This is a genomic window from Trinickia sp. Z7, from assembly GCF_056498045.1.
The window spans coordinates 59,012-83,248 of the sequence record NZ_JAUEQW010000004.1 but is presented as its reverse complement, the minus strand read 5'-3'; the positions used below and the strand labels follow the sequence as shown (position 1 = coordinate 83,248).

The following is a 24,237-nucleotide window of genomic DNA, read 5'->3' as shown; positions in this document are numbered from 1 at the left end:
TTATTGCGCGCGCCCGGCGGATGTCCCGTCCAAGCGTTCTGTCAGCGCGGCATGCAACTGCGCGAGCACGGCCGGTTCCGCATCGCTGACCGCCCACCAGGTCATGCCGTCCGCGCGCCAGCTCGCCAACGCGTAGCCGTCGCGCGTCGACGGGCTCGGGGCCGCCGCCGCGCCGCTGCCTTGCTCCGGCATGACGTAGACGTCGATGACATGCTTTCGGTACCGATAGACGAGCACGGCTACACGGCGATGATCGATGTAGTCGAGCCGGCCGCCGGTCAACGCGAAGCCGCTCGCGGCGAGGTCTTCGACGGGCGGCGCGTAGTCGAGCCGGCCGTTGAACCATGGCTTGACCGTATGTTGATCGGACGAGACCACGTCGATGTCGCGCCCGGACAATTGCGCGCGGACGTGACTGGCGACGAGGTCATCGACGAGCGACGAGCCCGCGGTATTGGGGCGCGGCACGAGCAAGGCGAGGCTCGCCGTCACGGCCAACGCGGCCAAGGCGGCCCCGACGATCGCGACGGGCCTGCCAAGCGGCGCCGCCGGGGCGCCCGCTCCTGCGGGCGCGCCGTGCGTCCCACCCCATCCCAGCCAAAACGCGCGGAACTTGCCGAACTTGCCGAACGCCTTCTCGCGGGGCTGCTTCGGCACGGTGTCTGCCGCTGGCGTCTCGACCCTACGCGGTTGCGGCGAGGGTGACGCGGGGGGCGAGTCCGCGGCCGCCGCTTCATGCACTTGATGCGCCTCATGTCCTTCATGCGCGCTTGCCGCATCGACGGCCGGCAGCGCCGCGACGAGGCGAGCGCGCAACGCGTCCGGCGCAGGGAAGTACTGTGCCGCGCGCGTGGCTTGGCTGACGGCTTGCAGCGCTTGGGCCTCGCGCCGGCACGATGCGCAGGTCGCCAAATGCTGTTCGAGGCGCCGCGATTCGGCGGCCGAGAGCTCGCGGTCCGTCGCGGCGTCGAGCAGCGGGCGGGCTTCATTGCAGTCCATCAGGGCTCTCCTTGCCGAAACGCCGGTGCGCTTGCGCGGCCTTCGTCGACGAGCGGCGCGAGCAACGCCGCGAGTTTGCGCCGGCCGCGCGCGAGGCGCGACATGACCGTGCCCATCGGCAGATCGGTGACGGCGGCGATATCGCGATAGGCCATATCCTCCAACTCGCGCAGGATCAAGACTTCGCGAAATTCGACGGGCAGGCTCGCGAGCGCTTCGTGCACGAGTCGCGCATGCTCCCCACGCAGCAGCAACGCTTGCGGATCGGCGAAGGCCTCGCAGGTGGGCTCGAAGACGCTGGTTTGATCGAGATCGTCGTCCAGCGGTGCGACTTCCCGCGAATTCGCGCGCCGCTGCCATTCGGTGTACCAAGTGCGGCGCACGATCGCGAGCAGCCAGGGCCGCGCGTTTTCGCCACGGAAGGAATCGAAGAAGCGAAATGCGCGCATGAACGCTTCCTGAACGATGTCCTCGGCGTCGCCCGCGTTGCCGCTCAGCCAACGGGCGAGGTTGTAGGCGGCGTCCAGATGCGGCAGCGCCACTTGCTGAAAGCGGCGGCTGCGCTCGGACTCGGAACGTGGGCTGGGCGCGTCGCTCGCATGCTTGTCGGTTTCGGCCACCGGGGGCGCCTCCTGGGTTGACCGCTGCGATACCGAAGATGCGCCCAGTTTATTCCCACTAGTCTCGTGCGGCTCGTGCGGCTCGTGCGGCTCGTGCGGCTCGTGCGCGGCGACCGTGCGCACCGCCGCGAGCCGCACCCTCGAGCGGCGAGCCTCCATCCCGGCTTGATCGAGCACGATGGCCTCGTGGTTAGCGGACGACGATCTTGCCGACCATCATCGGATGGATGCCGCAAAAATAGGCGTACGTTCCGGGCTTGTCCAGTATGGTCGCGAACGAATCGTCCGTGTCGAGCGCCTGCGAGGGCTTGAACGCCCCGGCGGCGCTGACGATCGTATGCGGTTCGTCGTCGCGGTTGGTCCAGACGATGCGCGCGCCGGCGGGCACCGTGAGTTCGTTCGGTGCGAACGCGAAATTGTGAATGTCGATCCGGTAGGAGGGTGCGCCTTTCGGGGAAGCGGCCGTGTCGCCCGTGTCGTTCGTCGCGGCGAAACCGCGCCGCGTCGCGCCGATAAATAGCAGCGGCGTGACCGCGAGCGCGGCGAGCAGGGTGCGGCGCGTGGGAGCGAAGGTTTTCATGAAAGGGCCTCGTCCGTCAGGGCGAGCGTGCTGCTCGCTTGCACGTGGCGCACTTCGCGCACACCGAGATAGCTCGCGAGCTGGCCGGGCGCGACTTCCTTGAGCGGACCGGGGCCGGGTCCGACGCCTGGCGCGGGTTGCGGGTAGGCCGTCGAGCGCGCCGTATGGAACGTGATCTGTCCTTCGACTTTTTGTTGAATTTGGTGGATGTGGCCGTTGAGCACGGTGACGGAGCCGAAGCGGCGCAGCATCGTCATCGCTTCGCCTGCGTCGTCGGTGCCCCAGCCCCACGCTGGGTAGAGGGACCACAGCGGCATGTGCGCGAACACGACGATCGGCGTTTCGGACGAGCGCGCCGCCAAGTCTTGCTTGAGCCAAGCGAGTTGATCGGGACCGAGCCAGCCGAGCCCGCCGCCTTTGAGGTTCAACACGTTCACGAGCGCGACGAAGTGAACGCCGCGGTGATCGAAGCTATACCAGCCGCCTTCGGTTTGGCCTTCGCCGAAGCGATGAAAGAATTCGCGGCCGTTGTCGCCGATCACATCGTGTTCGCCGGGCACGAAGAACGCGCGCTGGGTGCGCGAGCCGCGCATCAGTTGTTGGACCGTGTCGAACTCGTCGGGGCGAGACAGGTGGGTGAGGTCTCCCGTGTGGACGATGAAGTCGGGCTGCACCGGTTGCGCGTCGATGCGCGCGAGCGCCGCTTTGAACGTGCCCGTCACGTCGGGGTTGGGCGCTTTGGTAAAGCCGATATGCGAATCGCTGATCTGCACGAAGCTGAAGGTTGCGTCCTTTAGCGCGTCGCCGGCCGTTCGCGCGTCGTCTTGCCCCGGCGCGCCTAGCGTGCGTGCTTGCAACACACCGGCATGCATGGTCCAAAGTGTGCCGGCGCCGGCCCATGCCATGCATTTGAGAAAACGGCGGCGGTCTGTCGCGCCGTGCTCGCTGCGCTCGTCATCGTGGTCCATCTCGCTCTCCTTGGGAATGATCGGTTGCGCCGTGCTTCGCAGGCGCAGGCCGCCGCCGTACGTCTTGGCGCGGTCCTCGAGATGCATTACCGGAGAGCTTTCGTGGATATTCCCTTGGGGCGTCGATCGCCGCCCGCACTACTGCGCCGCACGACCTCGTTGCACAGCGACGCACGGCTTCGTCGCACTGCTACGCCGCACAGCTACTTCGCCCAACTGCTTCGCACTACGTCGCACTACTTTGCGGTGCTTTGCGCTACTTCGCGTGCGTGGCGCTGGCCGGGGGGCGGCGTGCGATGGGATCGCGCGGGGGCCTTTGCGGCCGTTTGATCGGCATGTTGTCGGGGTTGTGAGCGCTTACACCGCTTGCGGGCGACTGTGGCGGCTGCACCATCGAGGCGCCCACCGGGGTTTGCGGTTGCTGCGCCCGCGCGCCGGTCGCGCCGCCTGCGCATGCGCAAGCTAGCGCCGCAGCCATGATGGCGCGCGGCAATGTTCGATCGAATGCATTCATCGACTGACTCCTCGGCGGTCATCCCGCACATTGCGCTTGCTTCGATTCGCAGCAATGCCGAGGCCTGGGCCGCCCCCGGCAGAAGTAGACGATTCGCGTAGCGCCGCCTACGGCTTGCGTCCGATATTCGCACATCGAAATTTTGCCGAACGGGAAGTGCACGGATATGAACGATGCAACAACGATATTTGCAGGGGTGCGATGGTCGCGCCTGATGATAGGCGTGTGTCTCACGGGCGGCCTCGCGCTGAGCATCCACGTGGTGATGGTGCAATGGCTGAAGGTGTCGAATCCGGACTTTCATTCGCCGTTGCCCGAACTGCTCAATGCGATGGTGATGGTGTATGCGGCGATGTGGCTCGATCGCTGCCTGCGCGCGCAATACGCGGGACGATCAGCGGCTCTGCGCATCTTCGTCTTGTTCGTCCTGCTCGCCTGCCTGAACGCGACTGTGAGAAACGCGTTCATGACGGGCTACTGTTCGACGACGACCCCGCTCCGGTGGATCTTCGGCGCGCTATCGAGCGTGCGCCCGATCGTCTATTTCGCCGTTGCGGCGGCCTTGACGGCCGGAGTGGGCCAATTTCGGCGCGAAGGGGTGCGGCTCGCGGCCGGTGCGGGGCTGGCCTTGCTGTTGGTTGCCGCCGTATCGCCGGGTTTGTCGCTCATGGAGCACGCGGCCTACGGGCGGTTGTCCCATCTGCTGCCCAGCGTGGGGTGGTGCAAGCTGCCCTACGGCATGGACGTCATGATTCCGGCTTATCTGACCTCGGTCGAGCCGGCGCTGGCCAGCTTCGCTTGCATCGCGCTCGTTTGGCGGTATCTGCCCGAGCGTGCGCTGCTTCGCACCGTGTCGTTCGTCATCTTGATTCTTGCGCTCAAGAAGCAGTTGCTGGCGTCATTGCTGTATCCGCTCTTTGCGCCGGGCTCGACGCTCACCGCGCTCGCAAGCATGGGGCAGCTTTCCTTGGCGGCTGCCGCGCTGGGTCTGTCGACCGTGGGGTTCTGGCGCTGGGCGCAACGAGCGCCGCTGCAACGCAGCGCCTCCGAAACCTGAAGGTCACACGCCGACGAATGCGGTGGCGCGATCCTTCACGGCTGGGGCGAGCCCTGCATTGCTTCGCGCAGTTGCGCACCGATTTCGAACGACCGCAGCCGCGCCTCGTGATCGTAGATCTGAGCCGTGAGGATGAGCTCGTCGGCTTGCGTTTGCGCGATGATCGATTCGAGCGCGGCGCGCACGGTGTCGGGGCCGCCCACCGCCGAACAGGCGAGCGAATGTTGCACGTCCGCCAACTCGAAGTCGGCGGCATCGAGACGATCCACGGGCGGCCGCAATTGTCCGGGCGTGCCGCGCCGCCGCAGGATGAATTGCTGTTGCAGCGAGGTGAACAGCTTCTGGCCTTCGGCGTCCGTATCGGCAGCGAACAGATTGACGCCCACCATCGCATACGGCTTGGCCAGGGCGGCGGATGGCCGAAACTGCGAGCGATAGACGGTGAGCGCCCTGAGCAGGAGATCGGGCGCGAAATGCGACGCAAACGCGAACGGCAGGCCCAGGCTCGCGGCCAGTTGCGCGGAAAACAACGACGACCCGAGCAGCCAGATCGGCACGTCAAGCCCTGCACCGGGCACGGCGCGCACGCGCTGGCCCGCTACCGGCTCGGCGAAGTAGCGCTGCAGTTCGGCAACGTCTTCCGGGAACCGATCCCCGCTGTCGCTCGAGTGGTCGCGCCGCAGTGCGCGCATGGTGGTTTGATCGGTGCCGGGCGCGCGGCCGAGGCCCAGATCGATGCGATCGGGATAGAGCGAGGCGAGCGTGCCGAACTGCTCGGCAATGACGAGCGGAGCGTGGTTCGGCAACATGACGCCGCCCGAGCCGACGCGAATCGTCTTGGTGCCGCCCGCGATATGGCCGATCACGACTGCGGTCGCGGCGCTCGCGATGCCGGGCATGTTGTGGTGCTCCGCCAGCCAGAAGCGCTTGTACCCCCAGCGTTCGACATGCTGCGCGAGATCGAGCGAGTGGGCGAAGGCGTCGGCCGGCGTGTGACCGAGCGGCACGGGGCACAAATCGAGTACCGAAAAAGGAATCATCGTTTCGAGTTGCAGCGAAGAGGCGATCGAGAAACGTGGAGGACCGGCGCACCGAACCTCGACGGGCGGTCGATAGAGCGAAGAGGGCATTGTGCCAAACGGCCGAGATCGCCGCTGGCGGCGCGGCAAAGGCCCTGCGCGCGACGGGTGTACTGCTCGTTCCTTCGTGTTCTTTCGCTGATGCCGCCGCGCTTTCGGGTGGGGTAGTTGCATAGCTAACGATGTGCCGATACAATGTGGCTCATGTTCGATCAATGCCTTTACTTCAATACGTCGGCCCTCGCGCGGCGTCTCGAGCGCGAGTGGGCCGAGGCGTTCGAGCCGTTCGGCGTGACGCCGCCGCAGGGGTTCATGTTGCGGGCCATCCTCGATCGTCCGGGCATGTTGCAGCGCGAGTTGTCGGAGGTGTTGTCGATCGCGCGCCCCACGGCTACGCGAGCATTGGACGGCTTGGAGGAACGCGGTTACATCGAGCGGCGGCGCGTGGAAGGCGACGGCCGCGAAGTGGCGATTTTCCCGACGGCGCAGGCGCAAGCGATCAAGCGGGCGCTGAACGAAGCGAGCGGCGAAGTCACGTCGCGGCTGAAGGATCGAATGGGCGGCTCGACGTTTGCTGAGACAGTCCAAAAGATCCGAGTGGTGCGCTCGGCCTTGGAATGACGAAGGATTTTTTTTGAAACAAATAGTTGCATAGCTAATGATATGATGAAAGGAGCGGAGAATGTCTGATACCCATTTGGAGGGAAGGGCAAGGAACGGTAACGGCGCTTCGGTGGCGCGAGCGGGCTGGACGATGCAGCCGGCGGCTAGGCGTGCGCGGCGCGAGGGCGGGCCAGCCGCGCCCGGCGGCGGACGGATGACGGCATTGCGGATCGGCGCTTTTTTCGCCGCAAGTTGGCTGGCCGCGGCAGTGCTTTATTTCGGCCGCCACAGCGTGGCGCTGATCGTCTTGAGCGGTGTGGTGGCGCTGGGCGGGCTCGACGTGATGCGGCCCGAGTGAATGACGTGGGCGATCGCTAACAGGCGGGCGTGCCGTGTCGGCCTTGCTAGTAGTAATCGTCTTCGCGCTGATGGCGAACGGCGAGGATCGTAACGTAGCGATTCTCCGCGCCAGCTTGCGCGGCGTCGCCGGCGCCTTCGATTTCGAACAGCGCTACGTACCCTGATTCGCCGGAGGAGATGACCAACTCCCGTAAGAAGGGGTCGGCATTGTCCACTTTACGGCACGTAAATGGAAAAGTGCGCAGCATATCCGCGGCCTTGCGGATCGACTCGAGCGCTCGCTGCGCCACTTCGACGTCACGTTCGAGCCAGAAAGCGTAGAGTCTTTTGAGATCGTCCCGAGCCCCGCGAGTGTAGCGAACGCGAAAGCTCATCGTTTCATTTGCGCGGCATGTAGCATGCCCTCGAGTTCGGCATGCACCGTGTCCGCGTCGAAATACTCATTGTCGCGACGCGCCTGATCGCGCGCGTCGAGCCCACGCGCCACGAACTCGCGCTGCGTCCGGCGGCGTGCGATGCTTTCGCGCAGCGCGGCTTCCATGAACGCCGACAGCGATTCATCCTTGCGTAACACGCCTTCCGCGGCCTGTCGCAATTCAGGATCGACGCGCAGCGGCGGCATCGTAGCGGTTTTCATGTACGCAATTGCTCCTTGCATTGCAAACGCGATGCAAGGATAGCATCACACGACGTCAACGGGAAAGTGCGAAGTCGCGCGGCACGCCTGCGGGCGAGCGACCTCTTGCGGCCGTGAAGCTCGGCCTTTCGTCATACCATTTGCCCTTGGCGTCGCGCGCCCGTGCCTCCCGCCACTTTCTCTTCCTCCTCCTTCTTGAAATTGCCAAGGTCGGTCCATATAATTAGCACTCGCTGCACATGAGTGCTAACAAGTTTCATCCGGGCCGCGCCACGCGGCCTTCACTTAACTTCAGCGTTCTTCAGTCTCAAACCAGAGAGGAGTATGTATGAACCTTCGTCCTTTGCACGATCGCGTCATCGTCAAGCGTTTGGATCAGGAAACCAAGACCGCCTCGGGCATCGTGATCCCTGACGCCGCGGCCGAGAAGCCGGATCAAGGCGAAGTGCTCGCGATCGGGCCGGGCAAGCGCAACGACAAGGGCGATCAAATGGCGCTCGACGTCAAAGTCGGCGATCGCGTCCTGTTCGGCAAGTACGCCGGCCAAACCGTCAAAGTCGACGGCAACGAACTGTTGGTGATGCGCGAAGAAGACATCATGGCCGTGGTTCAGAAGTAATTTCTGTTCAGGCCGATATTCCACAAAGATTTCAAGGAGTTAAAAGATGGCAGCTAAAGACGTCGTATTCGGCGACAGCGCTCGCGCCAAGATGGTCGAAGGCGTGAATATCCTTGCAAACGCAGTGAAGGTCACGTTGGGTCCGAAGGGCCGCAACGTCGTCCTCGAGCGCAGCTTCGGCGGCCCGACGGTCACGAAGGATGGCGTTTCGGTCGCGAAAGAGATCGAACTCGAAGACAAGCTCCAGAACATGGGCGCGCAGATGGTCAAGGAAGTTGCGTCCAAGACGAGCGACAACGCCGGCGACGGTACGACGACGGCCACGGTGCTGGCTCAGTCGATCGTGCGCGAAGGCATGAAGTACGTCGCATCGGGCATGAACCCGATGGACCTGAAGCGCGGCATCGACAAGGCCGTGCACGCCGCCGTGGAAGAGCTGCGCAAGATCAGCAAGCCCTGCACGACGAGCAAGGAAATCGCGCAAGTGGGCTCGATCTCGGCGAACAGCGATTCGTCCATCGGCGATCGCATCGCTGAAGCCATGGACAAGGTCGGCAAGGAAGGCGTGATCACGGTCGAAGACGGCAAGTCGCTGGCCGACGAGCTCGAAGTCGTCGAAGGCATGCAATTCGACCGCGGCTACCTATCCCCGTACTTCATCAACAACCCCGACAAGCAAGTCGCCGTGCTCGAAAACCCGTTCGTGCTGCTGCACGACAAGAAGGTTTCGAACATCCGCGATCTGCTGCCGGTGCTCGAGCAAGTGGCCAAGGCTGGCCGTCCGCTGCTCATCATCGCTGAAGACGTCGAAGGCGAAGCGCTCGCAACGCTCGTCGTCAACAACATCCGCGGCATCCTGAAGACCGTTGCGGTCAAGGCGCCTGGCTTCGGCGATCGTCGCAAGGCGATGCTCGAAGACATCGCGATCCTCACGGGCGGCCAAGTGATCGCCGAGGAAACGGGCCTCACGCTCGAGAAGGCGACGCTGCAAGAGCTGGGTTCGGCCAAGCGAATCGAAGTGGGCAAGGAAAACACGACGATCATCGACGGCGCAGGCGAAGGCAAGAACATCGAAGCGCGCGTGAAGCAAATTCGCACGCAAATCGAAGAAGCGACGTCCGACTACGACCGCGAAAAGCTGCAAGAGCGTGTCGCGAAGCTGGCCGGCGGCGTGGCCGTCATCAAGGTTGGCGCCGCGACGGAAGTCGAAATGAAGGAAAAGAAGGCACGTGTCGAAGACGCGCTGCACGCCACGCGCGCGGCCGTTGAAGAAGGCATCGTTCCTGGCGGCGGTGTGGCGCTGATCCGTGCTCGCACGGCCATCGCCGACCTGAAGGGCTCGAACGCCGATCAAGACGCCGGCATCAAGATCGTGCTGCGCGCGATGGAAGAGCCGCTGCGTCAGATCGTGATCAACGGCGGCATGGAAGCGGGTGTCGTCGTCGCCGCGGTTGCGGACGGCAAGGGCAACTACGGCTTCAACGCGGCAACGGAAGAGTACGGCGATCTCGTGGAAGCCGGCGTTGTCGACCCGACGAAGGTCACGCGTACGGCGCTGCAAAACGCCGCTTCGGTGGCAGGCCTGCTGCTGACGACGGACGCAGCGGTTGCCGAACTGCCGAAGAAGGATGCTCCGATGCCTGGCGGTATGCCCGGCGGCATGGGCGGCATGGGCATGGACATGTAATTTCGGCGGGCCGATTCAGGCCATTTGCCGAAACGACATGGGGGCGCGCCGCAAGGCGCGTCCCGTTGACGAAAAACCCACATCGTTCATCAGCGTTGCGGGTTTTTTTACGTCCGTGCGAAACGCGCGATTGCGTCGATGCGCGCTATGCGCGCGTCGATTTATGACGAGGCGTTTGCTCGCCGATCGTCGGCGTGCCTTCGTCGTCGCGCGCCCAGAAGAAGCGATCGGGCATATAGGCGCCCATGCCGGGGCGGAACGCCTGACGTGTCGCTTGATAGAGATATTCCTGGGCTTCGCGCACTGCCTCCGCAGGCTCTTGCCCGTTCGCGAGCAGCGCCGCGACGGCCGCGCCGAGCGTGTCGGTGATACCCATGACACGATATTGCGGCTGGTCCCACATGTCCTGCCGCACCTGTCCCTCTTCGCTGAACAGCGTATAGACCAGGCGATGCGCGCCCGTTTGCGTCGACAGCACGTACTCCGCGCCTTGCGAGAGCAGGTGGGCGATCGCCGCATCCAAGCTGGGCGCTTCGGCTTCGCCATCGGGCTGGGCGAGCGTGATCAACGTCGCTTGATCGGCGATCAGGACCGTCGTTTGCGGAGCGAGTAGATCGGCGATCGATTCGCGCAGCTCGTCGGCGGCGAGCACGTGTTCGTCGTCGACGGTGAAGTCGGGCGCGAGGATCAGCGGAATGCCGTCGTAGTCGGACACGACTTCGGCGATGGCGCTGACCACTTCGGCGCGCGTTGCGGCGCCCACCTTGAAGGCGGCGACGGGCATATCTTCGAGCAGCATGCGCGCTTGCGTGGCGACGACGTCGGGGTCCAGGCCCGTGACTTCATCGCAGGTGGCCGAATCGCGCACTGTATAGCCGGTGAGAACCGATACCCCGTGGCAACCCATGCTCGCGAGCGTGAGCAGGTCGGCTTGCAGGCCGAAGCCACCCGTGGGGTCGGACAAGCCGAAAGTCAAAACGATGGGGGGAGCGGCACTGTGCATGGAATGGAGCGATCTGATGGAATTCGCGGGCGGCGGGCCGGCCGGCGCGCCTGCGCGGACGCCTCACATTATGCGGCTTTATTCGCTCCGATGGCACTGACAAGGATGTCGCGCGGGCTCAGCGCGTGAGCGCAGGCCGAGCGCCGCGCCGCCACCCGAGCGCGCCCACGCGTATTCCTAGCCAGGCGCGCCCCAAAAACGGTACCATCATGGCTCTTTGATCCACGGATCTTTCGACGCGATACAAGAATGGAATATAGAAGCTGGATGTGCCTGATTTGCGGCTGGATCTACGACGAAGAGGCTGGTTTGCCTGAAGAAGGCATCGCCCCGGGTACGCGCTGGGAAGACGTTCCGATCAATTGGACCTGTCCCGAATGCGGCGCGCGCAAGGAAGACTTCGAAATGGTTCAGATCTGATCTGATCGGCGCCGGGCGGTTGGGGCCGAATGCGGCCTGGCCGCTTTCCCTGTCCACAACGCTATGACCTCCGCAGATTTGCCGACTCTGGAAGCATTGCCCAACCCGCGCGGCGCCGCGGTGCCCGACGCCGAAGCCGCGCTGGCCGAGGCGCGCCGCGCGAGCGAAGCGCAAATCGCCGTCGTCGGGCCGCTATTGCGCGCGGCGCGAGTGCTGCGCCAAGCCGGTTGGCTTGCGGCGCAACGTTACACCGACGCGCTCGTGCTCGCTTCTCCGTTTGCCAGCGGCGATTTTCTGCCGCGGTTCAATGCGGCGCTTGCCGATTTCCATGCGGCGCTCGGGCGTCGCAATCTGCGCGAATTGTCCTGCTCGCCCACGTTGTTCGCGCACTATCGCGAGTTGCATGCGCACGTCGCCAACCATACCCAAGGCTATACCGCCGTTTTCGAGGACCTTGCCCTCGCAGCGCGCCCGATTGCGCCGGCCACCATGGGGGTCAGTGCGCCGGCGGTGCTCGGGCCATTGCGCGCCCGCTACGAGCAGGCGCTGCTGCCCGTGCTCAAAGGGTCCGACGGTGCGCCCGCCGCGCTCGACGAATTGGACGCGTGCCTCGCTACGCTCGCCGGGGACGATACCTACGACGTCTGGCGCTTGGCCGGCGCTTGCGCACGCACGTTGCGCGTCAGCGGGCGCGCGCGTGCGGGCGAGCCTGACGCCAAGCGGTTCTATGCGCGCTGCAATTTGCTGTTGGCGGAACAAGAGCACGGTTTGCAATTGGCCTCGCGCTCGTTCGTGCGCGCCACGCTCGCGCTGCTATGGCGCGATTACGCGCTGTATGGAGCCGCGGCGGAGGATGCCGATGCCGTCGCGCTGTTGAACGATTACGGTTTGACGGTCGATTGGCACGTCGCGGCGACACAGTCGTCGGAGACGGCGTGGGAGCAGGGGGCCACGCAAGCGGAAGCGGTGGCTGCCGGTGCGATCGCGCGCGACTTGGGGGTTCTATCGGTTCCGGTCTTTGCGTATGAAGATTTCCTGCAGACGGCCGATGCCTCGATGGCGGCGCTGGCGGTCGGCATGGACGCCGCGTTCGCCGGCGCCGCTCTGGATATCGCCGCTGCCGAACACGTCGCGCTGGCGGCTTATCGGCTTGGCGCCTCGGCGCAAGCGCTGGGCCTGGGCCATGTCGCGTTGCTTGCCGAGGCGTTGGGCCTCGCGTGGCGTCGGCAGGCGTATGCGGCGCGCGTAGGATCGCCGCAGTCGGCGCCCGCGCGGCGTCCGGTGGAGCAGGCGGCCGAAGCGCTGCGAGCCATGCTGCTGCGTGTCGCGGCCGGGGTTGCGCCGCCCGATTCCGCGGTGCCGCTGGCGCTGCTGACGCAGGCGATCGAACGTGCGGCGCCGGCAAGCGGCGGTGGGCAAATCCCTACGGTTCCTTAAACGCTGCCCAAGCTCTGGTGCGTTGCCCCGCGCCCGGTTGCGCGAAACACTAGCCGTCGAACCAAATCCCCGCCTATCTTTCTTTCTATGCGACCGAGCCGTTCGCGCCGGGCCGAGCGGGCTCCTTGTCCGAGCGGCCAAAGCGCGGAGTCGGCGCATGCATGCGTGATAGAGTGCGATAAACGTACTTACTGCCTGCCGGGGCGGGCGCGAACGATGCGCCGGTCTTGGCTCGCGGCCCGTCGCGCTGCGCGCCGCAACGCATTCGTGGCGGCCAACCTGCACCGTCTTTGCTAAAATCCGAACCATGCCTAAGAGTAACGATCGCATCAATCTGACCAACCAGTTCCTGATCGCCATGCCCAATATGGCCGATCCCACTTTTTCAGGGACTGTGGTCTACCTTTGCGATCACAGCGAACGGGGTGCGCTCGGCCTGGTCATCAACCGGCCGACCGACATCGATCTGGAATCGCTTTTCAGCCGCATCGATTTGAAACTCGAAATCGAGCCTTTGCTTCATGTCCCCGTCTACTTCGGCGGCCCCGTGCAAACGGAGCGCGGCTTCGTGCTGCACGAGCCCGTGGAGGGCAGCGCCTATACCTCGTCCATGGCGGTGACGGGCGGGCTCGAAATGACCACTTCGAAAGACGTGCTCGAAGCCGTGGCCAGCGGCAAGGGCCCGCAGCGCTTCTTGCTCACGCTCGGCCACGCGGGGTGGGGAGCGGGTCAGCTCGAAGAGGAAATTTCGCGCAACGGTTGGCTGACGGTGGAGGCCGATCCGAACATCGTCTTCGACGTGCCCGCCGAAGGGCGCTTCGAAGCGGCGCTCGCGCTGCTGGGCGTCACGCCGTCGATGTTGTCGGGCGACGCGGGTCACGCATGATGAAACCGGTCGGGCGTGAGGCGACGCTGCTTGCGTTCGACTACGGCGAAAAGCGCATCGGGGTGGCGATCGGCAATGTGCTGACGCGGCAAGCGCGCGCACTCGTGGTCGTGCCGAACCATAGCCGAGAATTTCGCTTCGAGGCGGTGGGCAAGCTCATCGGCGAATGGAAGCCCGACGCGCTGGTTGTCGGTTTGCCGTGCCATCCCGATGGCACGCCTCACGAAATGACGCAACTAGCGAAGCGGTTCGGCAATCAGTTGAACGGGCGTTTCAATCTGCCGGTCGATTGGGTGGACGAACGCTACAGCTCGGTCGCCGCCGATCTCGACATGCGCGAGAAAGGCGTGGCGGCGCAGATGCGCGATGCCGAGGCGGCTTGCATCATTCTCCAACAGTACTTGGACGGACTTTCCGATGAGTTGCATTGACGCCGAAGCGTCCTACCAGACGCTGCTCGCGCAGATCCTCGACGCCTACGGCGCGTCGTTCGCCGCGGCCGACGGCCCCGTGCTCGCCGGTATCTACAGCGGCGGCGCCTGGTTGGCCGAACGCTTGGCGGGCGACGTGGGCGCGAAGTTTTTCGGGGTCGTCAACGTCTCGCTGCACCGCGACGATTACGCCAAAAAGGGTTTGCATAGCCAAGCGAGCCCCACCACGCTGCCGTTCGACGTGAACAACCGGCGCATCGTGCTCGTCGACGATGTCTTGCATACCGGCCGCACCGTGCGCGCAGCCATCAACGAGCTCTACGACTACGGGCGTCCCGCGGCCATCGAGCTCGCGGTGCTGGCCGAGCGCAGCGGGCGCGAGATGCCAATCGAAGCGCGGTTCGTCGGCGCTCACGCGCAGCTCGATGCCGATACGACGCTCGTGCTCGAGCAAGGGGCCGATAGGCGCTTCACGTTCCGCATCGAGCCGCGCGTCGCTTGAACCGTGTACTGCGCTTATCGCCATCACTACTGCTGTCGCCATGGCTTCCCGGCGCAACGCCAGTGCGTCATGCGTCGCGAGCGGCATGCGTGCCGCGCGGCGCATCGTCATTCTTATGTTTGAACTAGACCGACCATGAACACCGTCACCCCGAGCCCCGCCGCCGGCGGCGAGCCCGCCCAGCCCGAGCGCTTTCGCTATGGCTTTCTGAGGGGCAACCCGCAGCTCACGAAGAACGGCGAGCTCAAGCACTTGCTCACGGTCGAAGGGCTGCCGCGCGCCATCGTCACACATATTCTCGATACGGCGGAGCAGTTCGTCAGCGTGACCGATCGCGAGGTGAAGAAGGTGCCGCTGCTGCGCGGCAAATCGGTCTTCAACCTCTTCTTCGAAAACTCCACGCGCACACGCACGACGTTCGAAATCGCGGCCAAGCGTTTATCGGCCGACGTCATCAATCTGAACATCAACGCGTCGTCGACGAGCAAAGGCGAATCGCTGCTCGACACGATCAACAATCTTTCGGCCATGCATGCCGACATGTTCGTCGTGCGTCACGCCTCGAGCGGCGCGCCGTATCTGATCGCCGAGCACTGCGCGCCGCACGTGCACGTGATCAACGCCGGGGACGGGCGCCATGCGCATCCCACGCAGGGGCTGCTCGACATGTACACGATTCGCCATTACAAACGCGATTTCACGAATCTGCGGGTGGCGATCGTCGGCGACATTCTTCACTCGCGCGTGGCGCGCTCCGATATCCACGCACTCACTACGCTCGGCGTGCCCGAAGTGCGCGCCATCGGTCCGCGCACGCTGTTGCCGGGCGGTTTGGAGGAGCTTGGGGTGCGCGTCTATCACGACCTGGACGAAGGGTTGAAGGATGTCGACGTCGTCATCATGCTGCGGCTGCAGAACGAACGGATGAGCGGCGCGTTACTGCCCTCGGCGCAGGAGTATTTCAAGAGCTGGGGCTTGACGCCCGAGCGGCTCGCGCGCGCCAAGCCCGACGCAATCGTCATGCATCCGGGCCCGATGAACCGCGGCGTCGAGATCGATTCGCAGGTGGCGGACGGCCCGCAATCGGTCATTCTCAATCAGGTGACGTTCGGCATCGCGGTGCGCATGGCCGTGATGAGCATCGTCGCCGGCAACAACGAGTGAGCGGGCGGCGCACTCACGTGCGAACCGCACAGCAGAGCGACGGAAAGAAAACGAAAGGCAGCGCATGAAGATTCATATCCAAGGCGGCACGGTCATCGATCCGGCCGCGGGTGCGGAAAAGCGGGCGGACGTGTTCGTCGCCGACGGCAAGATCGCCGCCATCGGCACGGCCCCGGCGGGCTTCGAGGCCGAGAAAACGATCGATGCGGCGGGGCTCTACGTCGCGCCGGGCTTTGTCGATTTGTCCGCGCGGCTGCGCGAGCCCGGCTATGAGCACAAGGCGACGCTCGATTCCGAGATGGCCGCGGCGGTCGCCGGTGGCGTCACTACGTTGGCGTGCCCGCCCGATACCGATCCCATCCTCGACGAACCGGGGCTCGTCGAAATGCTCAAGTTCCGCGCGAGCAAGCTCAATCGCGCGCACGTGCACCCGCTCGGCGCGCTGACGGTGGGCTTGAAGGGCGCCGTGATCACCGAGATGGTCGAATTGACGCAGGCGGGCTGCATCGGCTTCACACAGGCCGACGTGCCCGTCGTCGATACGCAGGTGCTGCTGCGCGCGCTGCAGTATGCGAGCACGTACGGCTACACGGTATGGCTGCGGCCGCAAGACGCGTATCTCGCGAAGGGCGGCGTGGCGGCGAGCGGCGCGGTGGCTTCGCGCATGGGTTTGTCCGGCGTGCCGGTGGCGGCCGAGACGATCGCCTTGCATACGATCTTCGAGTTGATGCGTTCGACGGGCGCACGCGTGCATCTGTCGCACTTGTCGTCGGCCGCCGGCGTGGCGCTCGTGCGCGAGGCCAAGGCCGAGGGGCTGCCCGTCTCGTGCGACGTCAGCGCGAATCACATCCATCTGACCGACATCGACATCGGCTATTTCGATTCGCAGTTCCGGCTCGATCCGCCGCTGCGCACGCAGCGCGACCGGGAGGCGATCCGCGCGGGGTTGGCCGATGGGACGATCGACGCCATCTGTTCGGCGCATACGCCCGTCGACGACGACGAAAAGCTCTTGCCCTTCGCCGAGGCCACCCCTGGCGCAACGGGCCTCGAGTTGCTGCTGTCGCTGACGATCAAGTGGGCCGACGAGGCGCGCCTGCCGCTCGCGCAGGCGCTCGGCCGCATCACCGTGGAGCCGGCGAAGGTGCTGAAGCTGCCGGTGGGCCGGATCGAGACGGGGGCGGCGGCGGACATCTGCGTGTTCGATCGTCATGCTTATTGGCGTGTGGAGCCGCGTGTGCTCAAGAGCCAGGGGCACAACACGCCGTTCCTCGGCTACGAGCTGCCGGCGCGCGTGCGTGCGACGATCGTCGCGGGGCGCGTGGCGTACGAGCAGGCGTAACCCCTAACACGTAACGCGTAACCCGAACGAACCTCGGATCGATTGCGATGAAGACGACCCTCGCCAAACTGCGCCTCGTGCTGCATTTGCTGCATGGCATGTGGATCATCGCGACGCGCTACTCGCGGTGGCCCGACACGCGCAAGCGCGAAGTCAATCGCGCGTGGTCGCTCAAAATGCTGCGGCTCGCGGGCATGCGTCTGGTCGTGCATGGCGACGAGAACCGGCTCGATCACGGGGCGCTCGTTGTCGGCAATCACGTTTCATGGCTCGACATCTACGTGATCAACGCATGGCGGCCCACGCCGTTCGTCTCGAAGGCCGAAGTGCGACAGTGGCCCGTCGTGGGCTGGTTGGCGCATCGGCTCGATACGATTTTCATTCATCGAGAGAAACGCAGGGATGCGCAGCGCGCCATGCATGAAATGGCCGCGCGCTTGGAGCGCGGCGGGGTGGTGTGCGTGTTTCCGGAAGGCACGACATCCGATGGGCTCGATCTGCTGCCGTTTCACGCGAATTTGTTTCAGGCGGCCGTGTCGGCGCAATGTCCGGTGCAGCCTATTTGCTTGATGTATGAGGACGCGCACGGCAGGCAGGCGACGGCGCCGGCGTATATCGGTGACATATCGCTCGGGCAGTCAGTCAATGCGGTGCTGCGCGGCGGGCCGTTCACGGCGCATTTGTATGTAGGGGCGGCGATTCCGGCGATGGCCGATCGGCGTGCTTTGTCGGCGAAGGCGCGTGAGGCGGTGGCGGCGGGCTTGGCGCAGTTGCGGGGGAGCGTGGCGCCCGCGCTGGACGAAGCGCTATCCGTGGTGGCCGTGGAAAGCGGCGGCGAAATGGGTGAGCCTGGCGACGCCCCTGCGATCGAGGGTGCGTTCACGCCGCGGCATTGAGTGCCGCACGGCGCCCCTATGCCGAACGCTCGGTGCCGCGATGCGCGTCCGGTTCGGTAATTCCGGCTAGGCCCCTGTTGTGGCTACGGCGCATGGCTGACCGGTCCTTCGGCTCATTCACCTAGTCCGTTTCCTTTACATTCCCCGCATTCCACTTGGGTGACGGTTCGCTCGCTCGGATCGGCTGCGAGTTTGACGGCGGACAGACGATTGCCCCACACGCAGCCTGAATCCAGCGCAACGAGGTTCTCGCGCAGCATCAGGCCGAGCGCGGCCCAGTGGCCGAAGACGACCGTGACATCGCAGGTGCGGCGGTCGGGCGCGTCGAACCATGGCATGTAGCCGGGCGGCGCGGAACCGGGGCCGCCATTCGCCGCGAACTCCATCGTGCCGTCGGGCATACAGAAGCGGATGCGGGTCATGGCATTGAACGTCACGCGCAGGCGGTCTTTGCGCTTGAGGTCGGGGGACCATCGGCGAGGCTCGTTGCCGTAGAGGTCTTGGAGCGTTTGCTTCCAGGCGGGCGCGCGTAATGCGCGCTGCAATTCGTCGGCAAGCTCGAGCGTCAGTGTCAGGTCCCATTGCGGTAGGACGCCTGCATGCACCATCAGCATGCCGTTTTCGAAATGGGCGAATGGGCGGTGACGGAGCCAATCGAGGAGGTCCTGCGCGTCGGGGGCAGCGAGGATGTCGGCGATGGTGTCGCTGCCCTTCATCTTGCGGATGCCGGCGGCGACGGCTAAGAGATGCAAATCGTGATTGCCGAGGACCACTTGTGCGCGGGTGCCGAAGCCGGCGACTTCACGCAGCGTGGTGAGAGAATCGGGGCCGCGGTTGATGAGGTCGCCCGCGAACCACAGAGGCGTATGCGGCTCGAGCGGGAGGGTCGCGAGCAGGCGGCGGAAGGGGGCGTGGCAGCCTTGGAGGTCGCCGAAGGCGAAGGGGGGCGCGTGCAATGAGGAATTCATCTTGCCATTATGACGTGAAATGCCTCACCTGTTGCACACAGGAGATCAAGAGCGCAAACATTCACCTAGAAGCGTGGGTTTGGTGGAATTTTATTCTCTGTGGTGGGGCGGACGCCGTTGGCTGCGGGGATCCAAAGCCTGCGCCTGCACTGACTCAGCGGAGCTGCTCACGGTGCATGCTCGCGCCCGGTGGATTCAATACGGCTTTGAGGCCCGGCTGTTTTGACGGACAATGCGGGGTTGCCGCCGCGGCGCTGGGGCGGACTGACGAAACGCGATGGAACGGCTCGCCAAGCGCAAGCCTATCCCGCAGCGTGTGTCGCGGCAACGCGAGACAGCATTATGTTAATGCAGTGGGTTTCGAAAAAATTCACTTGGAATTGAGTTGATGAAAGCGGTAATTCTTGCTGGCGGGTTGGGTACTCGCATCTCTGAAGAGACGATATTCAAACCGAAGCCCATGATCGAGATCGGCGGCAAGCCGATCTTGTGGCACATCATGAAAATCTACTCTGCGCACGGCATCAATGAGTTTGTCGTTTGCTGCGGGTACATGGGCTACGTCATAAAGGAATACTTCGCCAATTACTTCCTGCACATGTCGAACGTGACGTTCGACATGCGGAACAATCGGATGGATGTTCATCAAAATCACGCGGAGCCCTGGAAAGTCACGCTCGTGGACACGGGCGAGAATTCTATGACCGGAGGGCGCCTCAAGCGCGTGAAGGATTACCTCGGCGACGACGACTTTTGCTTCACGTACGGAGACGGCGTGAGCGACGTGGACATCACGGCCACGATCGAATTTCATCGCAAGCATAAGAAGTTGGCCACGCTCACGGGCGTCCAACCTCCGGGTCGCTTTGGTGCACTCAACATCGACGGCGACCGGGTGATCAGCTTCGAGGAGAAGCCTCAGGGCGACGGTGCGTGGATCAACGGCGGGTTTTTCGTGCTCTCGCCCAAGGCGATTGATTACATCGACGGGGATAGCACCGTGTGGGAACGCGACGCGGTCGACAAGCTTGCTCGCGCCGACCAGCTTTCGGCATGGCTGCACCGCGGCTTCTGGCACCCAATGGACACGTTGCGCGATAAGAACCACCTCGAGAATTTGTGGAGTTCCGGTAGGGCGCCATGGAAGGTATGGACGTGAACGGCTCTTTTTGGCGCGGCAAGAAAGTCTTCCTTACGGGGCATACCGGGTTTAAAGGCAGTTGGTTGAGCTTGTGGCTCCAACAGCTTGGGGCGGAGGTCACGGGTTATGCGCTCCCGCCCCCAACGAACCCGAGCCTGTTTGACGTCGCGCGCGTCGCCTCGCAGATGCGATCCGTCGAAGGAGATGTCCGCGATCTGAGCGCGCTCGCTCGAGCGATGCATGACGCCGGTCCGTCGATCGTCATCCACATGGCGGCGCAATCGCTGGTGCGCCGCTCCTACGTCGATCCGATCGAGACTTATTCGACGAATGTGATGGGTACGGTAAACCTGCTCGAGGCAGTGCGCCGTACGCCGTCCGTGCGCGCGGTCGTCAATGTTACGAGCGACAAGTGTTATGAAAACCGCGAGTGGGTCTGGGGCTATCGCGAGAACGAGCCCATGGGGGGGTATGACCCGTACAGCAGTAGCAAGGGCTGCGCCGAACTCGTGACCGCGGCTTGGCGCAACTCGTACTTCAATCCGGCGCGCTATGACGAACATGGCGTCGCCCTTGCCAGCGCTCGCGCGGGCAATGTGATCGGTGGCGGCGACTGGGCTCAGGATCGACTGATCCCGGACATCATGCGTGGGCTCGGCGAGGGTTGCCCCATCGTCGTGCGCAATCCGCATGCAACCCGCCCCTGGCAGCACGTCCTGGAGCCCCTTAGCGGTTATCTGAGGCTGGCGGAGAGACTGTACGAAGACGGCGTTGAATACGCGGGCGGCTGGAATTTTGGTCCGCCGGAGGAAGATGCCAAGTCGGTCGCGTGGATAGCGGAGCGTTTTGTCCAGCAATGGGGCGGCGGCGCCAGTTGGGAACTCGACCCTGCCGAACATCCCCATGAGGCGCGTCACCTCAAGCTGGACTGCTCCAAAGCCAGATCGCAACTGGGCTGGCAACCGCGATGGGACCTCGCTCGATCGATCGATGCAATCATCGCTTGGGAGCGAGCCTGCCTCGCCCGAGAGGATATGCATGCCGTGACCCTCGGGCAAATCGATCAGTTCATGTTTTGAGAAAGGATATGAGTACGACCCGCAAGGAACAATTACGCGAGCAGATAGCCGAACTCGTCGCTCAATATGCCCAGTTGGCTTTCGCGCCGGCTCCGTTCGATGCGGGCACGAGCGCAATTCCGCCGTCGGGAAAGGTCCTCGGCGCGCGAGAACTGCAGCATATGGTGGAGGCTTCGCTCGACGGGTGGCTTACAACGGGGCGCTTCAACGACGCGTTCGAGAAGCGCTTGCGCGAGTTTTTGGGTGTGAAGCATGCACTCACCACGAATTCAGGCTCGTCTGCGAATTTGCTCGCCTTCTCGGCGCTGACTTCCAGCAGGCTCGGCGATCGAGCGATTCAGCCCGGTGATGAGGTGGTTTCCGTTGCCGCCGGTTTTCCGACCACGGTCAATCCGATTCTGCAATTTGGTGCCGTGCCAGTGTTTGTTGACGTGCATCTGCCGACCTATAACATCGACCCGGCAAAAATCGAGGCCGCCATCACGCCTCGAACGAAGGCGATCATGCTGGCCCATACGCTGGGCAACCCATACGATCTTGAAACGATTACGGCATTGGCGAAAAAGCACGGCTTATGGTTGATCGAGGACTGCTGCGACGCGCTCGGTTCGACCTATGCCGGCAAGCTCGTGGGCACCTTCGGCGACATTGGGACGTTGAGCTTTTATCCGGCGCACCACATTACGATGGGTGAGGGTGGTGCCGTGTTTACGAACAACGACGAGTTGCGTTCGATCATCGAATCGTTTCGCGACTGGGGGCGTGACTGCTACTGCGCGCCCGGCAAAGACAATACGTGCGGCAAGCGGTTCTGCTGGAAGCTGGGCGATCTGCCCGCTGGGTACGACCACAAGTACACGTATTCGCATCTCGGCTACAACCTGAAGATCAGCGACATGCAGGCCGCTTGTGCGCTCGCCCAGATGGACCGGGTAGACGATTTCATCGCGGCGCGAAAACGCAACTTCGCACGGCTAAAGACCGGGTTGGCTGAATGCGAACAATTCCTGCTGCTTCCCGAAGCCACTGAGAACAGCGATCCGTCGTGGTTCGGCTTCCCCATCACGATCAAGCCCGATGCTGGCGTCAACCGAGTAGATCTCGTGCAGTACTTGGACCAGCACAAGATCGGGACGCGCTTGCTGTTCGCGGGGAACCTGACGCGCCAGCCGTACATGCTAGGCAGGAATTTTCGCGTGTCGGGCGAATTGGTCAACACGGACATCATCATGAACGACACGTTCTGGATCGGCGTTTATCCGGGACTTAGCGATGAGATGCTCGACTACGTCATCGAACGTATCCGTTTGTTCGTTGGCGTTTGGTGATTCGGCTGCAGTCGAGAAGCGCAATACGAGACACGATGAGGTTAAGATAATGGCAAGCTTGGACGTATATAAGAAATCGGTTAGAGAGAATTTCTTGTTTCTCAAGGCAGCGACCAACGTACAGGAACTGTACCTGCGCGCGATTCCGCTCAAGGGTGAGCAGGGCTTCCTGGTCCCGGTCGCGCAGGTCCATCTCCAAGACGATCCCTTGCTGCAACGCTTGACGGACTGGCGCAATCGTTTTGTCCATGTCTATCCCAGTCAATTCGTCGCCACGCTCGAAAGCACGCGCGCGTGGCTGAACGACAGACTGCTGGCGGTTGAGGACCGCATGCTGTTCCTCGTCGTCGATAGGCAAGGCGCTGTCATTGGGCACATGGGATTCAACTCTTGCTTCAACGACGAAGCACGGATGGAACTCGACAATATCGTAAGAGGGGTGGACGGCGTCGAGAAAGGCATCATGGCCAATGCGCTCCTAAGTCTTACCGAGTGGGCGCGCAAGACGATCAACGTCGAGGGATTCTTTCTGCGAGTTTTCGCCGATAACGCGAAGGCGATCGATTTCTATCGAAAGCTCGGCTTTGCGGTCGATCAAACCATCCCCCTCAAGAAAGTGCGGGAAGAAGGATTCGTTTCATACGTGGCGTGCGGCAACGCCGAGCAACCCGATGCCAGCTTTTTGCGGATGAGCTTGCATACGGCGGATTCGCAGATCGGTACGACCTTGATTTCGACGGCCGGCCCGTCCATCTCTGCTAAGGAAGCTGCCTATGCTTTCGATGCGGCCGCGACAGGCTGGAATAGCAACTGGAGCCGCTACCTGACGAAGTTCGAGCAGAGCTTCGCGTCCTACGTCGGCGCCAAGTATGCTCTCGCCACGACGAGTTGCACCGGCGCGCTCCAAATCGCGCTGATGGCGCTCGACATCGGCCCCGGCGACGAAGTCATCGTGCCGGACATGACGTGGGTGGCAACGGCCAACGCTGTCCGCTACGTCGGCGCAACGCCGGTGTTTGCCGATATCGAATTCGACACGTGGAATCTAGATGCTGCGACGATCGAGCCGCTCATCACGCCAAAAACCAAGGCGATCGTTGCAGTCCATTTGTACGGGCATCCGGCGCGCATGACGCGCATCATGGAGATCGCGCGCAAATACAACCTCAAGCTCGTGGAGGACGCCGCTCCGGCAGTCGGTGCTGAGTGGGAAGGTCAGCGTTGCGGGTCGTTCGGCGATTTTGCGGCGTTCAGCTTCCAAGGCGCCAAGCTGCTGGTCACGGGCGAAGGCGGTATGCTCGTCACCAACAACGACGCACTATATGAAAAGGCTCTGAAGATTTGGGACCAGGGCCGTGATCCTTCCAAGGTGTTCTGGATCGACGGTAACGGCGTCAAGTTCAAGATGTCCAACGTGCAGGCCGCTTTGGGCCTGGCGCAATTGGAACGCGTCGACGAGCAGATCGAAATGAAGCGGCGCATCGCGCGCTGGTACCGCGAAGGGCTCGAGGGCGTGAGAGGCATCTCGCTCAACCGAGAGGTGCCGGGTGCGCGGAGCATCTTCTGGATGTCTAGCGTCTTTCTCCATGAGGAAGTCAATATCGATCGAGAGCAGGTTCGAAAGCTCATGAAAGACGCCAACGTCGATACCCGTCCGGTGTTTCCTGCGATCAGCCAATACCCGATTTGGCCGGTCAAGCAAACGCCGCAACCGGTGGCGCTTCGCGTTGGCCAGCGCGCGATCAACTTGCCTAGCGGCGTTTGTCTAAAGCGCGAGGAAGTCGATTACGTGTGCAACGTACTCAAAAAGATCTTGCAGTAATTGCCGCTAACGCATAGCACAGGGCGGACTGTTTCTCGTCCGCCCATTTTGCCTCTACGCTATCTGATGGCTTTTCCCGGTCAGCCATCCTTCGC

Annotated in this window: 26 protein-coding genes and 1 pseudogene; 17 read left to right on the top strand and 10 right to left on the bottom strand. The window is 63.6% G+C overall.

Translation table 11 applies throughout. The features are described from left to right. From QQS38_RS09225 to QQS38_RS09205, 5 genes and pseudogenes are all read right to left on the bottom strand, one after another. Nucleotides 1-999 (bottom strand): anti-sigma factor family protein, encoded by a 999-nt coding sequence (locus QQS38_RS09225; RefSeq protein WP_479645072.1) that lies wholly within the window; start codon nt 997-999, stop codon nt 1-3. Between the two features lie 32 nt (nt 1,000-1,031). Further along, nucleotides 1,032-1,619, bottom strand: a pseudogene (locus QQS38_RS09220) (RNA polymerase sigma factor); the annotation flags it as partial. 190 nt (nt 1,620-1,809) lie between these two features. Beyond that, complete coding sequence (locus QQS38_RS09215; RefSeq protein ID WP_479645071.1) at nt 1,810-2,199, bottom strand: cupredoxin domain-containing protein; 390 nt, start codon at nt 2,197-2,199, stop codon at nt 1,810-1,812. Next, the gene (locus tag QQS38_RS09210) at nt 2,196-3,167 is read right to left on the bottom strand and encodes a metallophosphoesterase family protein (protein ID WP_479645366.1); all 972 of its coding nucleotides are present in this window, start codon (nt 3,165-3,167) and stop codon (nt 2,196-2,198) included. Before QQS38_RS09210 ends, QQS38_RS09215 begins: the two co-directional genes overlap by 4 nt. 256 nt (nt 3,168-3,423) lie before the next feature. After that, nucleotides 3,424-3,681, bottom strand: a complete 258-nt coding sequence (locus QQS38_RS09205; protein WP_479645070.1) for a hypothetical protein — start codon at nt 3,679-3,681, stop codon at nt 3,424-3,426. A gap of 166 nt (nt 3,682-3,847) precedes the next feature. Here QQS38_RS09205 and QQS38_RS09200 point away from each other — a divergent pair, with 166 nt between their 5' ends. Next, nucleotides 3,848-4,738: a hypothetical protein gene (locus QQS38_RS09200; RefSeq protein ID WP_479645069.1), complete on the top strand. Its 891-nt coding sequence runs from the start codon at nt 3,848-3,850 to the stop codon at nt 4,736-4,738. A 35-nt stretch (nt 4,739-4,773) separates the two neighbouring features. Here QQS38_RS09200 and QQS38_RS09195 read toward each other — a convergent pair whose 3' ends face one another. After that, nucleotides 4,774-5,778: an LLM class flavin-dependent oxidoreductase gene (locus QQS38_RS09195; RefSeq protein ID WP_479645068.1), complete on the bottom strand. Its 1,005-nt coding sequence runs from the start codon at nt 5,776-5,778 to the stop codon at nt 4,774-4,776. Nucleotides 5,779-6,021: 243 nt separating this feature from the next. Here QQS38_RS09195 and QQS38_RS09190 point away from each other — a divergent pair, with 243 nt between their 5' ends. Both QQS38_RS09190 and QQS38_RS09185 read left to right on the top strand, forming a co-directional pair. Further along, a complete protein-coding gene (locus QQS38_RS09190; protein WP_479645067.1) occupies nt 6,022-6,438 on the top strand; it encodes a MarR family winged helix-turn-helix transcriptional regulator in 417 nt (138 codons plus the stop codon). 61 nt (nt 6,439-6,499) lie between these two features. After that, nucleotides 6,500-6,778, top strand: a complete 279-nt coding sequence (locus QQS38_RS09185) for a hypothetical protein (RefSeq protein WP_479645386.1) — start codon at nt 6,500-6,502, stop codon at nt 6,776-6,778. Between the two features lie 46 nt (nt 6,779-6,824). On the opposite strand, the gene QQS38_RS09180 is transcribed toward QQS38_RS09185, so the two are convergent. Beyond that, nucleotides 6,825-7,154: a type II toxin-antitoxin system RelE/ParE family toxin gene (locus QQS38_RS09180; RefSeq protein WP_479645066.1), complete on the bottom strand. Its 330-nt coding sequence runs from the start codon at nt 7,152-7,154 to the stop codon at nt 6,825-6,827. Continuing rightward, on the bottom strand, nt 7,151-7,417 hold the full coding sequence (locus tag QQS38_RS09175; protein WP_277430172.1) for a YlcI/YnfO family protein: 267 nt from the start codon (nt 7,415-7,417) through the stop codon (nt 7,151-7,153). Before QQS38_RS09175 ends, QQS38_RS09180 begins: the two co-directional genes overlap by 4 nt. A gap of 328 nt (nt 7,418-7,745) precedes the next feature. On the opposite strand from QQS38_RS09175, the gene groES reads away from it, so the two are divergent. Together groES and groL are read left to right on the top strand one after the other, a co-directional pair. Then, nucleotides 7,746-8,036, top strand: coding sequence for a co-chaperone GroES (gene groES / locus QQS38_RS09170; RefSeq protein WP_479645065.1), 291 nt, complete (start codon nt 7,746-7,748; stop codon nt 8,034-8,036). Nucleotides 8,037-8,082: 46 nt separating this feature from the next. Then, nucleotides 8,083-9,723 carry a chaperonin GroEL gene (gene groL, locus QQS38_RS09165; protein WP_479645064.1) on the top strand — a complete coding sequence of 547 codons (1,641 nt, stop codon included), beginning with the start codon at nt 8,083-8,085 and terminating at the stop codon, nt 9,721-9,723. Nucleotides 9,724-9,868: 145 nt separating this feature from the next. Here the strand turns inward: groL and QQS38_RS09160 are convergent, their stop codons facing one another. Further along, the gene (locus tag QQS38_RS09160; protein WP_479645063.1) at nt 9,869-10,726 is read right to left on the bottom strand and encodes a hydroxymethylpyrimidine/phosphomethylpyrimidine kinase; all 858 of its coding nucleotides are present in this window, start codon (nt 10,724-10,726) and stop codon (nt 9,869-9,871) included. A 249-nt stretch (nt 10,727-10,975) separates the two neighbouring features. On the opposite strand from QQS38_RS09160, the gene QQS38_RS09155 reads away from it, so the two are divergent. From QQS38_RS09155 to QQS38_RS09120, 8 genes are all read left to right on the top strand, one after another. Beyond that, nucleotides 10,976-11,146: a rubredoxin gene (locus QQS38_RS09155; RefSeq protein WP_025527884.1), complete on the top strand. Its 171-nt coding sequence runs from the start codon at nt 10,976-10,978 to the stop codon at nt 11,144-11,146. Between the two features lie 63 nt (nt 11,147-11,209). Further along, entirely contained in the window at nt 11,210-12,583 is a 1,374-nt protein-coding gene (locus tag QQS38_RS09150; RefSeq protein WP_479645062.1) for a hypothetical protein, read from the top strand. Between the two features lie 307 nt (nt 12,584-12,890). After that, the gene (locus QQS38_RS09145; protein WP_479645061.1) at nt 12,891-13,469 is read left to right on the top strand and encodes a YqgE/AlgH family protein; all 579 of its coding nucleotides are present in this window, start codon (nt 12,891-12,893) and stop codon (nt 13,467-13,469) included. Then, nucleotides 13,466-13,900: a Holliday junction resolvase RuvX gene (gene ruvX / locus QQS38_RS09140; RefSeq protein ID WP_479645060.1), complete on the top strand. Its 435-nt coding sequence runs from the start codon at nt 13,466-13,468 to the stop codon at nt 13,898-13,900. The genes QQS38_RS09145 and ruvX overlap by 4 nt, the downstream gene beginning before the upstream one ends. Further along, entirely contained in the window at nt 13,887-14,402 is a 516-nt protein-coding gene (pyrR, locus tag QQS38_RS09135; RefSeq protein ID WP_479645059.1) for a bifunctional pyr operon transcriptional regulator/uracil phosphoribosyltransferase PyrR, read from the top strand. Before ruvX ends, pyrR begins: the two co-directional genes overlap by 14 nt. A 135-nt stretch (nt 14,403-14,537) precedes the next feature. Continuing rightward, nucleotides 14,538-15,566 (top strand): aspartate carbamoyltransferase catalytic subunit, encoded by a 1,029-nt coding sequence (locus QQS38_RS09130; protein ID WP_479645058.1) that lies wholly within the window; start codon nt 14,538-14,540, stop codon nt 15,564-15,566. Between the two features lie 64 nt (nt 15,567-15,630). Next, nucleotides 15,631-16,908: a dihydroorotase gene (locus QQS38_RS09125; protein WP_479645057.1), complete on the top strand. Its 1,278-nt coding sequence runs from the start codon at nt 15,631-15,633 to the stop codon at nt 16,906-16,908. Nucleotides 16,909-16,955: 47 nt separating this feature from the next. Further along, the gene (locus QQS38_RS09120) at nt 16,956-17,804 is read left to right on the top strand and encodes a lysophospholipid acyltransferase family protein (RefSeq protein ID WP_479645056.1); all 849 of its coding nucleotides are present in this window, start codon (nt 16,956-16,958) and stop codon (nt 17,802-17,804) included. Between the two features lie 113 nt (nt 17,805-17,917). Here QQS38_RS09120 and QQS38_RS09115 read toward each other — a convergent pair whose 3' ends face one another. Further along, on the bottom strand, nt 17,918-18,772 hold the full coding sequence (locus tag QQS38_RS09115) for a symmetrical bis(5'-nucleosyl)-tetraphosphatase (protein WP_479645055.1): 855 nt from the start codon (nt 18,770-18,772) through the stop codon (nt 17,918-17,920). A 388-nt stretch (nt 18,773-19,160) separates the two neighbouring features. Here QQS38_RS09115 and rfbF point away from each other — a divergent pair, with 388 nt between their 5' ends. Genes rfbF through QQS38_RS09095 form a run of 4 tightly spaced genes read left to right on the top strand, consistent with a single transcriptional unit; the run spans nt 19,161 to nt 24,142 of the window. After that, the gene (gene rfbF, locus QQS38_RS09110) at nt 19,161-19,931 is read left to right on the top strand and encodes a glucose-1-phosphate cytidylyltransferase (protein ID WP_479645054.1); all 771 of its coding nucleotides are present in this window, start codon (nt 19,161-19,163) and stop codon (nt 19,929-19,931) included. After that, entirely contained in the window at nt 19,922-20,992 is a 1,071-nt protein-coding gene (gene rfbG, locus QQS38_RS09105; RefSeq protein ID WP_479645365.1) for a CDP-glucose 4,6-dehydratase, read from the top strand. The genes rfbF and rfbG overlap by 10 nt, the downstream gene beginning before the upstream one ends. 8 nt (nt 20,993-21,000) lie before the next feature. Then, complete coding sequence (rfbH, locus tag QQS38_RS09100) at nt 21,001-22,320, top strand: lipopolysaccharide biosynthesis protein RfbH (RefSeq protein ID WP_479645053.1); 1,320 nt, start codon at nt 21,001-21,003, stop codon at nt 22,318-22,320. A 58-nt stretch (nt 22,321-22,378) separates the two neighbouring features. Continuing rightward, nucleotides 22,379-24,142, top strand: a complete 1,764-nt coding sequence (locus QQS38_RS09095) for a GNAT family N-acetyltransferase (RefSeq protein ID WP_479645364.1) — start codon at nt 22,379-22,381, stop codon at nt 24,140-24,142. Nucleotides 24,143-24,237 lie beyond the last annotated feature (95 nt).

Coding starts and splice junctions, on each gene's coding strand:
- QQS38_RS09225 (WP_479645072.1), bottom strand. CDS start 999: ATGGACTGCAATGAAGCCCGCCCGCTGCTCGACGCCGCGACGGACCGC.
- QQS38_RS09215 (WP_479645071.1), bottom strand. CDS start 2,199: ATGAAAACCTTCGCTCCCACGCGCCGCACCCTGCTCGCCGCGCTCGCG.
- QQS38_RS09210 (WP_479645366.1), bottom strand. CDS start 3,167: ATGGACCACGATGACGAGCGCAGCGAGCACGGCGCGACAGACCGCCGC.
- QQS38_RS09205 (WP_479645070.1), bottom strand. CDS start 3,681: ATGAATGCATTCGATCGAACATTGCCGCGCGCCATCATGGCTGCGGCG.
- QQS38_RS09200 (WP_479645069.1), top strand. CDS start 3,848: ATGAACGATGCAACAACGATATTTGCAGGGGTGCGATGGTCGCGCCTG.
- QQS38_RS09195 (WP_479645068.1), bottom strand. CDS start 5,778: ATGATTCCTTTTTCGGTACTCGATTTGTGCCCCGTGCCGCTCGGTCAC.
- QQS38_RS09190 (WP_479645067.1), top strand. CDS start 6,022: ATGTTCGATCAATGCCTTTACTTCAATACGTCGGCCCTCGCGCGGCGT.
- QQS38_RS09185 (WP_479645386.1), top strand. CDS start 6,500: ATGTCTGATACCCATTTGGAGGGAAGGGCAAGGAACGGTAACGGCGCT.
- QQS38_RS09180 (WP_479645066.1), bottom strand. CDS start 7,154: ATGAGCTTTCGCGTTCGCTACACTCGCGGGGCTCGGGACGATCTCAAA.
- QQS38_RS09175 (WP_277430172.1), bottom strand. CDS start 7,417: ATGAAAACCGCTACGATGCCGCCGCTGCGCGTCGATCCTGAATTGCGA.
- groES (WP_479645065.1), top strand. CDS start 7,746: ATGAACCTTCGTCCTTTGCACGATCGCGTCATCGTCAAGCGTTTGGAT.
- groL (WP_479645064.1), top strand. CDS start 8,083: ATGGCAGCTAAAGACGTCGTATTCGGCGACAGCGCTCGCGCCAAGATG.
- QQS38_RS09160 (WP_479645063.1), bottom strand. CDS start 10,726: ATGCACAGTGCCGCTCCCCCCATCGTTTTGACTTTCGGCTTGTCCGAC.
- QQS38_RS09155 (WP_025527884.1), top strand. CDS start 10,976: ATGGAATATAGAAGCTGGATGTGCCTGATTTGCGGCTGGATCTACGAC.
- QQS38_RS09150 (WP_479645062.1), top strand. CDS start 11,210: ATGACCTCCGCAGATTTGCCGACTCTGGAAGCATTGCCCAACCCGCGC.
- QQS38_RS09145 (WP_479645061.1), top strand. CDS start 12,891: ATGCCTAAGAGTAACGATCGCATCAATCTGACCAACCAGTTCCTGATC.
- ruvX (WP_479645060.1), top strand. CDS start 13,466: ATGATGAAACCGGTCGGGCGTGAGGCGACGCTGCTTGCGTTCGACTAC.
- pyrR (WP_479645059.1), top strand. CDS start 13,887: ATGAGTTGCATTGACGCCGAAGCGTCCTACCAGACGCTGCTCGCGCAG.
- QQS38_RS09130 (WP_479645058.1), top strand. CDS start 14,538: ATGAACACCGTCACCCCGAGCCCCGCCGCCGGCGGCGAGCCCGCCCAG.
- QQS38_RS09125 (WP_479645057.1), top strand. CDS start 15,631: ATGAAGATTCATATCCAAGGCGGCACGGTCATCGATCCGGCCGCGGGT.
- QQS38_RS09120 (WP_479645056.1), top strand. CDS start 16,956: ATGAAGACGACCCTCGCCAAACTGCGCCTCGTGCTGCATTTGCTGCAT.
- QQS38_RS09115 (WP_479645055.1), bottom strand. CDS start 18,772: ATGAATTCCTCATTGCACGCGCCCCCCTTCGCCTTCGGCGACCTCCAA.
- rfbF (WP_479645054.1), top strand. CDS start 19,161: ATGAAAGCGGTAATTCTTGCTGGCGGGTTGGGTACTCGCATCTCTGAA.
- rfbG (WP_479645365.1), top strand. CDS start 19,922: ATGGACGTGAACGGCTCTTTTTGGCGCGGCAAGAAAGTCTTCCTTACG.
- rfbH (WP_479645053.1), top strand. CDS start 21,001: ATGAGTACGACCCGCAAGGAACAATTACGCGAGCAGATAGCCGAACTC.